The organism is Rhodococcus sp. MT28, from assembly GCF_058792695.1.
Window position 1 is genome coordinate 1,490,024 of record NZ_JBXAFD010000001.1, and the last position, 12,489, is coordinate 1,502,512.

General features: G+C 61.5%; 11 protein-coding genes. 8 read left to right on the forward strand and 3 right to left on the reverse strand.

Annotation, left to right across the window (positions count from 1 at the left end; all coding sequences use genetic code 11):
* Positions 1-51 precede the first annotated feature (51 nt).
* A complete protein-coding gene (locus tag AC1Q6C_RS07225) occupies positions 52-1,428 on the forward strand; it encodes a spinster family MFS transporter (RefSeq protein WP_003942962.1) in 1,377 nt (458 codons plus the stop codon).
* A 52-nt stretch (positions 1,429-1,480) separates the two neighbouring features.
* Here the strand turns inward: AC1Q6C_RS07225 and AC1Q6C_RS07230 are convergent, their stop codons facing one another.
* Together AC1Q6C_RS07230 and AC1Q6C_RS07235 are read right to left on the reverse strand one after the other, a co-directional pair.
* A complete protein-coding gene (locus AC1Q6C_RS07230; protein WP_492666468.1) occupies positions 1,481-2,737 on the reverse strand; it encodes a Tat pathway signal protein in 1,257 nt (418 codons plus the stop codon).
* On the reverse strand, positions 2,734-4,062 hold the full coding sequence (locus AC1Q6C_RS07235) for a lipase family protein (protein WP_007730767.1): 1,329 nt from the start codon (positions 4,060-4,062) through the stop codon (positions 2,734-2,736). The genes AC1Q6C_RS07230 and AC1Q6C_RS07235 overlap by 4 nt, the downstream gene beginning before the upstream one ends.
* A 156-nt stretch (positions 4,063-4,218) precedes the next feature.
* On the opposite strand from AC1Q6C_RS07235, the gene AC1Q6C_RS07240 reads away from it, so the two are divergent.
* From AC1Q6C_RS07240 to AC1Q6C_RS07250, 3 genes are read left to right on the forward strand one after another with little or no spacing between them, the layout of a single operon-like run.
* Entirely contained in the window at positions 4,219-4,968 is a 750-nt protein-coding gene (locus tag AC1Q6C_RS07240) for a succinate dehydrogenase cytochrome b subunit (protein WP_047269404.1), read from the forward strand.
* On the forward strand, positions 4,969-6,921 hold the full coding sequence (locus AC1Q6C_RS07245; RefSeq protein ID WP_116057752.1) for a fumarate reductase/succinate dehydrogenase flavoprotein subunit: 1,953 nt from the start codon (positions 4,969-4,971) through the stop codon (positions 6,919-6,921).
* A complete protein-coding gene (locus AC1Q6C_RS07250) occupies positions 6,918-7,667 on the forward strand; it encodes a succinate dehydrogenase/fumarate reductase iron-sulfur subunit (protein ID WP_003943253.1) in 750 nt (249 codons plus the stop codon). Before AC1Q6C_RS07245 ends, AC1Q6C_RS07250 begins: the two co-directional genes overlap by 4 nt.
* Before the next feature lie 3 nt (positions 7,668-7,670).
* On the opposite strand, the gene AC1Q6C_RS07255 is transcribed toward AC1Q6C_RS07250, so the two are convergent.
* The gene (locus AC1Q6C_RS07255; RefSeq protein WP_042446385.1) at positions 7,671-9,152 is read right to left on the reverse strand and encodes an anion permease; all 1,482 of its coding nucleotides are present in this window, start codon (positions 9,150-9,152) and stop codon (positions 7,671-7,673) included.
* 427 nt (positions 9,153-9,579) lie between these two features.
* Here AC1Q6C_RS07255 and lepB point away from each other — a divergent pair, with 427 nt between their 5' ends.
* The 4 genes from lepB (at position 9,580) to AC1Q6C_RS07275 (ending at position 12,469) form a co-directional block, all read left to right on the forward strand.
* Positions 9,580-10,323, forward strand: coding sequence for a signal peptidase I (lepB, locus tag AC1Q6C_RS07260; RefSeq protein WP_054781019.1), 744 nt, complete (start codon positions 9,580-9,582; stop codon positions 10,321-10,323).
* A gap of 106 nt (positions 10,324-10,429) precedes the next feature.
* The gene (locus AC1Q6C_RS07265; RefSeq protein WP_003942961.1) at positions 10,430-10,783 is read left to right on the forward strand and encodes a glyoxalase superfamily protein; all 354 of its coding nucleotides are present in this window, start codon (positions 10,430-10,432) and stop codon (positions 10,781-10,783) included.
* Between the two features lie 55 nt (positions 10,784-10,838).
* Entirely contained in the window at positions 10,839-11,888 is a 1,050-nt protein-coding gene (locus tag AC1Q6C_RS07270) for a saccharopine dehydrogenase family protein (RefSeq protein WP_042921555.1), read from the forward strand.
* Positions 11,885-12,469, forward strand: a complete 585-nt coding sequence (locus AC1Q6C_RS07275; RefSeq protein ID WP_003943180.1) for a TetR family transcriptional regulator — start codon at positions 11,885-11,887, stop codon at positions 12,467-12,469. The genes AC1Q6C_RS07270 and AC1Q6C_RS07275 overlap by 4 nt, the downstream gene beginning before the upstream one ends.
* The last annotated feature ends 20 nt before the right edge of the window (positions 12,470-12,489 follow it).

Consider the following 12,489-nt stretch of genomic DNA (forward strand, 5'->3'; position numbering starts at 1 on the left):
CTTCTCCCCCAGCACAATTCATTCAGCACTCGCGAAAAGGGTGGAACAATCATGTCAATTCAACGAGACGCTCCGCCGCTGCCGTCCGTCGACGGCGCCCCTGTCGGAACACGTGACAAACTTCTCGGCGGCACACTCGTCGCCCTGTTTCTCGCGAACATGCTCAACTTCTTCGACCGGGCGATCCCCTCAGTCGTTGCCGAGCCGATCAAGAACGAGTTTTCGCTCAGCGACTTGCAATTGGGATTGATCACCTCTGCATTCACCCTCGTCTACGCAGTCGCAGGACTGCCTCTGGGCCGGTTGGCCGACACGAAGAACCGTCCCAAGATCATCGGGATCGGACTCCTGGTGTGGAGCGGACTGACGGCAGCAACCGGTGCCGCCGGCAGCTATGTGCTGTTCATCCTCGCGCGTCTCGGCGTCGGTGTGGGCGAAGCGACCTTCACACCTGCAGCCAACTCGATGATCGGTGATATCTACCCGGCAGAACGACGCTCACGCGCACTTGGTGTCTTCATGCTCGGTTTGCCAATTGGCCTCATGCTCGCCTACTTCACCGTCGGCAAGATCGCCGAGGCATTCGACAGCTGGCGTGCACCGTTCTTCCTCGCGGCGATTCCCGGTGTCCTGCTTGCAGTCGTGCTCTACCGCATGGCAGATCCGGTTCGTGGTGGTTCCGAAAGTCCGGAGGCCCGCGCAGCCGCTGTTTCACAGGCACCGATCACCCGCCCGATCCGTCGTCTGCTCGCAATTCCCACGCTTCGTTGGCTCATCCTTGCCGGGCTGACGTTCAACTTCGCCGCCTACGCAGTGAATTCGTTTGTCGTCCCGCTGCTCATGCGCCAGTACCACCTGAAACTGACTGCGGCGGCATCGGTCACCGGCATCATCGTCGGAATCACGGGCCTGATCGGATTGCTTCTCGGCGCTCGCTACGCTGACAAGGCCAGCGCACGCTCACCACGCGCACGGTTGATGATCGGTGTCGGAACCTCGGCATTGGCGGCACCTTTGACGGCGCTGGCACTGTTGCAACACGGCGGAAACGTCGTGATGTTCACGCTCTTGTTCTCGGCCGGGTGGCTTCTGGCCTACGGCTTCTACATCAGCGTCTACCCTGCCATTCACGACGTCGTGGTTCCCAGGCTCCGCGGCACTGCGACGGCGCTGTTCTTCGCTGCCATGTACCTTCTCGGCGGATTCTCCGGACCGGTTGCCGTTGGAGCGATCTCGGACTGGTTCGCCAAGCGTGCACTTGCAGATGCCGGTACCGGGAAGTTGGCTCAGTACGCCGGCGACGGGTTGAACTCGGCCATGTATCTCGTGCCGATCATGTTGGCACTCACCGCGGTATTCATCTACCTGGCTACCCGCACTGTCGGCAAGGACTCCGCGCGCATGCAAGCAGAGCTGAGCCAGGCCTGACCGACAAGTTCACGGGCGGTGGCGGGACCCTGAGGCCCCGCCACCGCCGAGTTCAGTTGACCGTAATCGCCAGAGTCGACAACATGGACCGCAACATGTCCGGCAAGCGAGCGATCATTCGCTGCTCGGTTATCCGAACGGAGACGGGCGCGGCCAGCGTCGCTCGCCACAGTTCCGGTTGATTCTTCATCAGGTTGTTGTAGACCGGGAGCAACTGATCGTTGATGTAGGTCCAACGACCATCCCGGTCCGCCCAGTTGAAGTCCGGAAGCGGCGTTTGCACAACAGCATTGCCCACCGCGAACGAGAGCGGGTTCGACTCGCGTGGCGGCACGACGCCAGGCATCGACGGTGATGCGGCGAAGGTGGTCAAGTAAGTCAACGAGCGACCAACGCTACCGCGGTAGGCCTTCGCCTCGTCCCACTGATCACCCACCGACTGGTACTGCTCCCTTCGCAGCAGACGCACATTGCCGTCGAAGACCGATTCCGGTGTCCCCGAAGCAATGTTGTTCCACGCGATACGGGCGTTCTCGTCGAGCAGCCCTGCGCGATCGAGTTCGGCGATGCCGTCGACACCGTCGTGAACCCACGCCATGTGCATGGGAATCAGGTCCGAGAAGATGTGTTTGCTCATCGCAATCACTTTCCCCTGGAACCACATCACGTCCTCGGGGCGAATCTCGTGGCCGACCTCGAGAAGTGCCGCAATGTCCTCGGGTGCTCCCATCGACGATGCAACCGGCGACCCGATGCGGTCGATCTCTCGCCAGACCAGTGCCATCGCCTCGCTGATCGCTTGGACTTCCAGCACAACCCGCCCGTAGTCCAAGTCGAGGAGTCCACCGGCGAAAGCGGGCCCGACCATTCCTCCCATACCTGCCCACTGCAGCTCTCGATGCTCGAGCTGGAGTCGCTCGTAGAACTGGAAAGTGTTGGTGAGGTTTCCGAGATTCACGTGCACACCGTCGAACGGAGTCCACGAAGCGAGATCGATACCTGCCGACTCCGTCCCGACCGCGAGCCAGTACTGCTTGAGCAGTGTCTGATAGCGATGCGGATCCACTCCCGAGGCTCGGGCGGTATCCACCAAAGACCGCAGCGTCGCGGAATCCGATGGCAGAGAAGGATGCAGGCCGCCCGTGGCTTCGGCGTTTGCGTTCACTGCTTCCAGGTCGAGGTACCTGTCGAGCTCACCAGCACCCGCGGACGCCCTGCCTCCCAGTACGACGGCACCGCCGATACCTGCCGAAGCAACGAGAAGCGTGCGCGCAAAATCCCTGCGCGTCAGAGACTTCCGCAAGCTCATCGTCCCTCGGCTTCGTCGAACGTCTTTGCCAGCCAGGCGATGTCCTGCATACCCAGCTGATCGGTCACCGTCTTGTACAGGTTGGTCACGTAATCGAGCGGCCCGCAATGCGACGGGAGCAGGTCCACGTTGCCGCCGTCTGCTCGATATGTCTGCGCCAATTGCTCTGCCTCACTGAAGGGAACGAGAAAGTCGTCCTCACAGGAAGAAATCAGAAGCTTGGAAGCCGGCGCCTGCTTTCCCAACGTGTTGTCCGCGTACGCCGCGGCCAGCGCAGGGATCGTTCGGGGCGAAGGGTTGGTGAGTAGGACGTCGAACGGAACGAATGGGAGTCCGAGGTAGAGCGCCTGGCAGGACGCGCGGAAGGCTGCGGCGACGTTGTGACCGATCGGAGTCAGATGGTCGTCGAGCCGAACGTCGGGGTAGCCCGCGTCGAATCCGAGAATGCTCGAGAAGACGAATCCGGAACCGATCCCACCGGCCGCTGTTTCCTCGAACGTTGCCGGGTCGATCATCATCGCCTGAATGGCACTGGCCTGGACGTTCAGTTCCGGCGCATATTCATGGGCCTGTTCCGCGGCAAAGCCCGCTGCGACACCGCCTCCGGCGACACCGTAGATGCCGACAGGGGTGTCTGATTCGAGGCCGCCTTCCGGAAGCGCGAGTGCTGCCCGAACGCCGTCGAGCGTTGCCTTCCCTGAGAACTGTCCGATCGAGAACGGATGGGGAGCAGTGTCGCCGTCGTTGCCGACGTCGCTCATCATCACTGCCCAGCCGTGGCCGAACATCTGAGCCACCGGGCCGAGCGCCGAGAACATCGCCGGGTCGCTCTGATTGCCGCCGGTCCACTGGTGACTTGGTGCGCAGTTCGCGCCGAGGCTGTCGTTCGCCTCGGCGTATCCGATGATCTTGCGATCACCTGGCGCAGTTCCGTCCTCGGGAATCATCAGAATTCCGGTGCTGATCACCTGCCGACCGAAGTGATCAGTGGTGGTGTACATGAGTTGGTGAGCCGAGACCACGTCGGGACGGACCTGGTAGACCTGCACGCTGACCGGACGCGCTTTGAGAAGTGTGCCGGGGGCGGTACCCGGCTCGATTTCAGGTTCGTCGAACCACGGATCATCGGACGAGAGCCCGAGTGGAGTCAATTCGGTGGAAATGTCAGCGCCTTGGAGTGCCTTCACGACCAACGGGTTGAACACGTCGGCCAGGTCGACGGTCTCCTGCGCACCAGCCGGCGACCCCACCGCAAACAAGGCCACTGCCAGGGCCGATGCCGTTCCGGCGCGCCATGACCACCGTCGCCACGTCGAGTCAAACATCGTTCACGAGTTCCTTACTTTCGGGTAATGAGCACCCCTACACTCCCATTCACCTGCATTAACAGACAAGTCGGGCACCCATCCGTTGGCCGAAAACCTCGATCGGGCTTAGGCTGACGGCACCTGTCCGGCAAGTCTGGCGTGGGAGGTTTGTCTGTGAGTGCTCCGACCCGTGTATCGCGAGCTACCGGCGATTCACTCCAAGCTCGACCGCGGCCGTCCAACATCACGTGCAAGATTCTGATGGCCGTGACAGGACTGATCTTCGCCGCTTTCGTTCTCGTCCACATGATCGGAAACCTGAAGGTCTACACCGGTGCCGATCACTTCGACGACTACGCACACTGGCTACGAACGGTGTTCGAACCCTTCCTGCCCTACGAGGGACTTCTGTGGATTCTTCGCATCGTCTTGCTCGCGTCATTGGTCGCACACGTCTGGTGCGCCTGGCTGCTCACCGTCCGCGGACGCCGAGCTCGAGGAAAATTTCGACGTAAAGGTCTGGGAATCAAGTCCTTTACAGCGCGCACGATGCCCGTCACCGGAGCTGTGCTGCTGCTATTCGTCATTTTCCACATACTCGACCTCACGACCGGAACCCGACCCATCGGCAGCAGCGAGTACGAAGCGGCCACGCGCACACAGAGTTACGCATACGACAATCTGATTGCCAGCTTCGAGCGTCCGCTGGTGGCAGCGTTCTACATCGTCGCGATGGCTCTGCTGGCAATGCACCTCGCGCACGGACTCTGGAGCGCGGTCAACGATCTCGGCGTGACCGGCCAACGACTGCGCCAGATTGGCGTTGCACTCTCCGGAATCTTTGCGCTCGTCGTGATGGTCGGAAACATGTCGATCCCCATCGCGGTCATGACCGGCGCCATCTCGAAGACAGGAGCGTCATAAGTGAACAGCTTCGAACTCGACGATCTGCGCAGCATCGGGACACCGGTGGACGGTAAGGTCCCGGCCGGCGATCCGGCGACGGCCTGGCCCACTCGCAAACTCGACTACAAGCTCGTCAGCCCACTCAACCGGCGCAAGTTCACGGTCATCGTCGTCGGTACCGGCCTCGCCGGCGCGGCCTGCGCCGCCTCCCTCGGTGAACTGGGCTACCACGTCGAGTCCTTCACCTTCCACGATGCACCCCGCCGTGCACACAGTGTCGCCGCGCAAGGAGGCATCAACGCTGCTCGCGCTCGAAAAGTGGACAACGACAGTCTCGCCCGCTTCGTGAAGGACACCGTCAAGGGCGGTGATTTCCGGGGCCGTGAGGCCGACTGTTTCCGTCTCGCCGAAGAATCCGTACGCGTCATCGATCACATGAATGCCATCGGGGCACCGTTTGCTCGCGAGTACGGCGGCACTCTGGCCACCCGATCCTTCGGCGGCGTTCAGGTGTCGCGCACGTACTACACGCGCGGGCAGACAGGCCAGCAGTTGCAGATAGCGTCGTCGCAGGCACTGCAACGTCAGATCGCAGCCGGAACGGTCAACCTACACACCCGAACCGAGATGCTCGATCTCATCGTTTCGGACGGGCGAGCACAAGGGATAGTCACACGCGATCTCGTGACCGGTGAGATCGGCGCCACCACAGGCCATGCCGTCGTACTGGCATCCGGCGGCTACGGCACCGTATTCCACAAGTCCACACTTGCGAAGAATTCCAACGCCACGGCCGCGTGGCGAGCGCACCGACGCGGCGCGCTGATTGCCTCACCATCGTTCATCCAATTCCATCCGACGGCACTTCCCGTCAACTCCGAGTGGCAGTCGAAAACCATTCTGATGAGCGAATCCCTGCGCAACGACGGCCGAATCTGGGTACCGGCCAAGCCCGGAGACGATCGTGAGCCCGGCGACATTCCCGAAAACGAACGCGACTACTACCTCGAGCGCAAATATCCGGCGTTCGGGAACCTCTCTCCCCGCGACGTCTCTTCACGGGCCGCCCGCGAGCAAATCGACTCCGGTCACGGCGTCGGCCCTCTGAAAAACAGTGTGTACCTGGATTTCCGCGATGCGTTGGCACGGCTCGGCCGCAAGACCATCGAGGAGCGATACGGAAATCTGTTCTCGATGTATCGCGACGCCACCAGCGAAGACCCCTATACGGTGCCGATGCGCATCGCCCCCGGAGCCCACTTCACCATGGGAGGACTGTGGAACGACTACGACCAGATGACCTCCATCCCCGGCTTGTTCGTCGGTGGTGAGGCAGGCTGGGGATACCACGGAGCCAACCGCCTCGGCGCCAATTCGTTGCTCTCGGCATGCGTCGACGGCTGGTTCACCCTCCCGTACGCGATTCCGAATTATCTTGCGCCGCTACTCGGATCCACTCCACTCGAACTGTCCGATCCCGCTGTGACGTCGACGCTCACTGACGTGAGGGGTCGGGTGGACCTGCTGCTCTCGGTCGGCGGAACACACGGCCCCGACAGGTTTCATCGACAACTGGGCGAGATCCTCTATGCGGGTTGCGGTGTCACCCGAACGACCGAGGGCTTGACCAAGGCGATCGCCGAAATCCGCGCACTGCGAACCGATTTCTGGTCGAACCTGCGAGTTGCCGGTAGCGGAAACCAGTTCAACCAGGAGTTGGAAAGGGCCGGCAGGGTAGCCGATTTCCTCGAGCTCGCCGAACTGATGTGCGTCGATGCTCTCGATCGTGACGAGTCCTGTGGAGCGCACTTTCGTGCCGAACATCAGACTCCCGACGGCGAAGCGCAGCGAAACGATCAGGACTGGTGCTTCGTCTCCGCGTGGGAAACCGCCCAGGACGGCAGACACGTTCGACACGACGAGCCGTTGTCCTTCACCGCTGTTCCACTGCAGACGAGGAACTACGTATGAAAATCACCGTGGACGTGTGGCGCCAATCCGGACCTGAGTCGTCCGGCGCATTCGACACCTACCAAATAGACGACGCGACGGTGGAGATGTCGCTGCTGGAGCTCCTCGACCGACTCAACGACCAACTCGTGGAGAGCGGCAACGAACCCATCGCCTTCGATTCCGACTGCCGAGAAGGGATCTGCGGGTCCTGCGGCATCACGGTCGACAATGTTCCCCATGGACCGGTTGCGAACACTCCCACGTGCCGTCAGCACCTGCGTAGCTTCTCCGACGGTGACCGAATCAAACTGGAGCCGTTCCGCTCCGCAGCCTTTCCAGTGGTCCGCGACCTCGTCGTCGATCGCTCTGCGCTCGACCGGGTGCTCGAAGCCGGTGGATACGTTTCGGTCAATGCAGGAACCGCGCCGGACGCAGACAGTCAGCCGCTCTCGCATCAAAGTGCCGAAGCTGCACTGGACTTCGCCGCGTGCATCGGCTGCGGCGCTTGCGTGGCAGCCTGCCCGAACGGTGCCGCGCACCTCTTCACCGGGTCCAAACTGACCCACCTGTCTCTCGTCACGCAGGGCCGCAACGAACGTGGCAAGCGGGCCCGAGCGATGTCGCACCAGATGGAGGCCGATTTCGGGCCGTGCTCGACCTACGGTGAATGTGCGCAGGTGTGTCCCGCGGAGATACCGCTGACCGCGATTGCCGCTGTCAACAAGGAATCGATGCGATTCGGATTGCGGCGCAAGGACAACTGATCGTCACCAGGCGCCGATCAGCTTCATCCACGCGCCGCCGATGATCGTCCAGATCAGGATGATCACGACGCTCATCACGAAACCGATTCGGAACCATTCCGAGGTCTTGATGTATCCGGAACCGTAGATCACTCCGGCCGGACCGGACGCGTAGTGCGAGATACCGCCGAACAGGCTGCCGATGAAGCCGAACACCAGGGCCGAGAACAGCGGCGGCGCACCGGTTGCCACCGCCGCGCCGAGAAACACCGCGTACATCGCGACGATCTGCGCGGTGTTCGACGCAAACAGATAGTGCGCATAGAAGTACACCAAGGTCAGGATCGCAAAAGCCCAGATCCACGGCAAACCGTCGACGCTCGAGGAGACCTGGGTTCCGATCCACGAGATCACGCCGAGTTCTTCGAGATGGCTTGCCATACCGACCAGAACGGCAAAGAACACGAGCGTCTGCCACGCCCCGGTGTCGTGGACCAGGTTGTTCCACGTCAGCACCTTGGTCACCAACAGGATGCCGATTCCGACGAATGCTGTTGTAGTGGCATTGACGTTGAGCTGCGAGCCCAGGCACCAGAGCACCAGCAGCAGAACGAAGGTGGCGGCCATGATCTTCTCGTTGCGGCTGATCGGACCTGCCTTGCGCAGTTCCTCCCTGGCTTGCTCGGGTGCTTTCGGAGTCTTCAACATCGTGGGCGGGAAGATCTTCGACATCACCCACGGGATCGCGATCAGACTCGCAATTCCCGGAACCGATGCTGCCAGCGCCCATTTGCCCCACGAGATGTCGATGCCGATCTTGGCAGCCGCATCGACGGCCACAGGGTTACCCGCCATGGCGGTGATGAACATCGCGGAGGTCACGACGTTGACTTGCAGCGACGTGAGCAGCAGATATGCTCCGAGCTTCTTGCGAGAGTCCTCGGGCTCGGGATTGGAGTCCTCCAACTTGCTCAGCGAGACGATGATCGGATAGACGACGCCACCCGCACGGGCGGTGTTCGACGGCGTCGCCGGAGCAAGTATCAAGTCCGTCAACGCCATTCCGTAGGACAATCCGAGACTCGACTTGCCGAGTTTGGTCACGAACATGAGCGCAACCCGTTTGCCGAGTCCAGTGACCAGAAAGCCCTCGGCAATGAAGAACGATGCGACAATCAGCCAGATCGTGGTGTTACTGAAGCCGGACAACGCTTCCGTCGGCGTCTCGGTCTGGGTGATCATGGCGATCGACAGGCCTACCAGCGCCACAGAACCCGTCGGCAGAGGCTGCAAGATCAACGCCACGATGGTGCCGACGAAGATTCCGAGCATGTGCATGCCCTTGGGATCCACACCGTCCGGAACAGGCATGAAATAGATGATCAAGCCGAGGACGACGGGCACCGCAGCCGGGTAGTACCGCCTGAGCACTGATTGTTTCGACGGCTCCGCCGGCGGTGTCGTCTCAGAAAAAGACTCAGTGCTTTCGGATTTGGCCTCGGACATTTGCATCTCCTCGACTTGTCGCCCCAGGTGATCGCCCCAGATGATTGTCCCCCAAACATCAGGTTTTCGTGCGGTCAATCCAAGTTCGAGAGAAATTGCCCGGAAGTACAGTCGTCCTTACGAGGCGCTGTCTCGCACCGACGCTTCAGTGGGAGAATGCCCATCTCTCGCAAAAGATTGTGCCGATCGATCAACAGAGGCGCCGGCGTGCTGCACGCTTGAATCTCGGAGAGTTGTTCAACCTGCTTCTGCGAAAGGTATTCGTCGGCACGATGTTTGGGTCAGGACTGCGCGGATTGCCGATCTCGACCGGATCTTCGCGCGTGATGTGATCCAATTCCGAAGCATGTCAGCCGACAGACAGACCCACGAACCGAGAAGATTCGTATCGGGCCGACGACTGGTTGCGCCATCTATTGTCGGGAGTGTGACGGAATCCGACGCCCACGAGGACTCGACCGACTCCACTGAATCGGCAGTGGCCGATCACCCGAGGAAACGTCCACTGTGGCGTGAGATTCTGATCCTCGTTGTCGTCGCACTTGTCCTGAGTGTTGTCATTCAGAACTTCGTCGGACGCATCTTTCTGATCCCGTCGGAGTCCATGGAACCGACACTTCACGGATGCACCGGCTGCACGGGAGACAAGATCTTCGTCGACAGAATCAGCTATCGATTCGGGGATCCGCAACCTGGGGATGTGGTCGTGTTCAAGGGACCCGAGTCCTGGAACGACGAGTACAAATCCATTCGATCCGACAATTCGATTGTTCGCGCGTTTCAGGGACTCGGGTCCATCGTCGGCTTGGTCCCGCCGGACGAAAACGACCTCGTGAAGCGGGTAGTCGCGGTCGGTGGCCAAACCGTACAGTGTCTGTCCGAGGAAGAGGGGCTTCGGGTGAACGGCAAGCCGCTGACCGAGCCGTACATCGACAAGCGCATTCCGGGCAACGATACCTCTTGTCAAGGAAGGTATTTCGGGCCGGTCACGGTTCCCGACGGGAACCTGTGGGTGATGGGCGACAACCGCGCCCATTCGAAGGATTCACGTTTCCATCTCGATGACGAACACAGTGGAACGGTGCCGATCGACAATGTCATCGGCAAGGTTCAATTGATCGTCCTTCCCTTCTCACGGTGGGGAACTGTGAGCTCGTTCGATCCGCAGTGACAGATCGAATCAACCAGGCGGCCCGCATCTTCGGACGGCACAGTCGACATGGCTCCGCTTTCGGACGATCATCGAGCGCATCTGTTACCGAGGGTAGGAGAACCACATGCGCGCTCGACGCATCACCGCCAATCTCAAAGTCGCCGATGTCGGAACCGCCAAGAGCTTCTACTCCGACTTTCTCGGCCTGAGCACCGAAGAGTTCAACATGGGGTGGGTCGCTCGCTACACCTCTCCCGACACCGGCGCGAACGTACAGCTCGTCACGCACGACGCCACTGCGGCCGAGGACTCGGTCATCTCAGTCCACACGGACGACGTCGACGGCGCCTACGAAGAGGCCCGCAGGCTCGGCTACGAAATCGTGCACCCCATAACGACCGAAGAGTGGGGTGTTCGCCGATTCCTCGTCCGGGCACCCGATGGCAACGTCGTCAACATCGTGCGACACCGGGACTGAGCAGCGGAAAGAACCCCATTCGACGTTTTAGGTCATTTGACCTAGAGTTAGGTGCATGACCGATTCATTGCAGTATTCAGCCGACGGCCCGATCCTCGTGGCCGGCGGATACGGAACCGTGGGCAGCGCCCTGACAGCGTTGCTCGCCCCCGACTTCCCACTACTCCTCACCGGACGCACCCCCGAGCGAGGCGACGAACTGGCCGGCCGTCACGGCGCTTCCGTCCGCCGCTGGGACCTCCTCGACCCGACACCCTTCGACGCGTCCGTACGCGCGGTCGTTTCGACGGTCAACGATCCCCACGATCGTGTCCTGTCCGCCGCCGTCGAGGCCGGCATTCCGTACGTGGACATCACCCGCTGGACAACCCGCGTCGCTCGCGCCGCCACTCTGGCGGGTCAGAAGTCGCCGAGCGCACCGGTGTACCTGTCGTCCGGATGGATGGGCGGAGTCACCAATATCGTCGCCGCAGCGCTGGCCGAGGAACTGGGTGGCGCGAGCACGATCGACGTCTCGATTCGCTACGACGTCAACGACATTGCCGGGCTGGACTCCGTCGACTTCATCGATCGGCTCGGGCAGGATTTCGAGGTGATGCAGCAAGGAAACCCGATCACCGTCAGCCCGTTGACGGATACACGCTGGGTCGACTTCCCCGGATCGCGCACCAAGGTCGGAAGAATCGACACTCCGGAACAATTCACGTTCCCCATGACCTTGGGCGCCGAAACTGCCAGCACTCGAATAGGTTTCAGTTCGAATGCATCCACAACTGCGCTGCTCGCCGCCAAGAAGGTGGGTCTGTTCCGTTGGGGTCGCGGCGACCGCTTCACACCGCTACGACGCGGACTCCTGTACTCGCCGGGCAAGGGCGGGAGCGCGCAAGTACGCATCGATGTCACCGGCCCGAGCGGCACGACAAGCGCGACAATCGTCGACCGGCAGGGCCAGGCTCACCTCACCGCGGTGGGCGGCGCGTTGGCCGTCAGACGAGCCTTGGCCGACGATGCCCGGCCTGGAGTCACTTTCCCCGAATCGCTTCCGAACCCTCGCCGCACCGTCTCCGAGTTGGAGAGCTTCGGGGTGGCAGTATTGCGACCATGACCCTCTCCAAGGGCGCCGCCCGTGCGGCAGCACTTCTCGACGCAGCAGAACAGGTCCTCACTACTCAGGGCAATGCCAACTCGGCAATGCGCGATTTCGCAGCCGCGGCCGGAGTGCGGGTAGGACATCTGCAGCACTACTACCCCACCCGTGCAGATCTGATACGCGCAGTGATGTCACGTGCATTGACCCGCTCACTGGATCGCCTTGCCGTCGTCCCCGATACGGATCAGAGCCTTTCCCGCGAGGAATCCGAACACTTCATCGGAGTCCTGCTCGGAGAACAGGACGACCAGGCCACGGTGCGTCTGTACGTCGAAGTATGGGCCATTGCAGCGGCGGACCAAGAAGTCGCGGTCGTGCTTCGAGACTTCTACGCCCAGTACATCGCACACGTAGAGCGCGCAGTCGCGTGTGCACAACCGGAGCTGGATGCGGCGGAACTTGGCGCGACAGCGCAGACCATCGTGAGCTTGCTCGAGGGTTCCGCAATTCTCCGATCGGGAATCACCGGCCGAAAGTCCGAGGCTTCGGACCGAAAGCTCGTGGACACACTGCAGTACCTGATTCACGGGTCCTGACTCGGACGTATCGTAAAGCC

What these genes read in the sequence shown, in the direction of transcription:
- AC1Q6C_RS07225 (WP_003942962.1), top strand. Translation starts at nt 52, where the DNA reads ATGTCAATTCAACGAGACGCTCCGCCGCTGCCGTCCGTCGACGGCGCC.
- AC1Q6C_RS07230 (WP_492666468.1), bottom strand. Translation starts at nt 2,737, where the DNA reads ATGAGCTTGCGGAAGTCTCTGACGCGCAGGGATTTTGCGCGCACGCTT.
- AC1Q6C_RS07235 (WP_007730767.1), bottom strand. Translation starts at nt 4,062, where the DNA reads ATGTTTGACTCGACGTGGCGACGGTGGTCATGGCGCGCCGGAACGGCA.
- AC1Q6C_RS07250 (WP_003943253.1), top strand. Translation starts at nt 6,918, where the DNA reads ATGAAAATCACCGTGGACGTGTGGCGCCAATCCGGACCTGAGTCGTCC.
- AC1Q6C_RS07255 (WP_042446385.1), bottom strand. Translation starts at nt 9,152, where the DNA reads ATGTCCGAGGCCAAATCCGAAAGCACTGAGTCTTTTTCTGAGACGACA.
- AC1Q6C_RS07265 (WP_003942961.1), top strand. Translation starts at nt 10,430, where the DNA reads ATGCGCGCTCGACGCATCACCGCCAATCTCAAAGTCGCCGATGTCGGA.
- AC1Q6C_RS07270 (WP_042921555.1), top strand. Translation starts at nt 10,839, where the DNA reads ATGACCGATTCATTGCAGTATTCAGCCGACGGCCCGATCCTCGTGGCC.
- AC1Q6C_RS07275 (WP_003943180.1), top strand. Translation starts at nt 11,885, where the DNA reads ATGACCCTCTCCAAGGGCGCCGCCCGTGCGGCAGCACTTCTCGACGCA.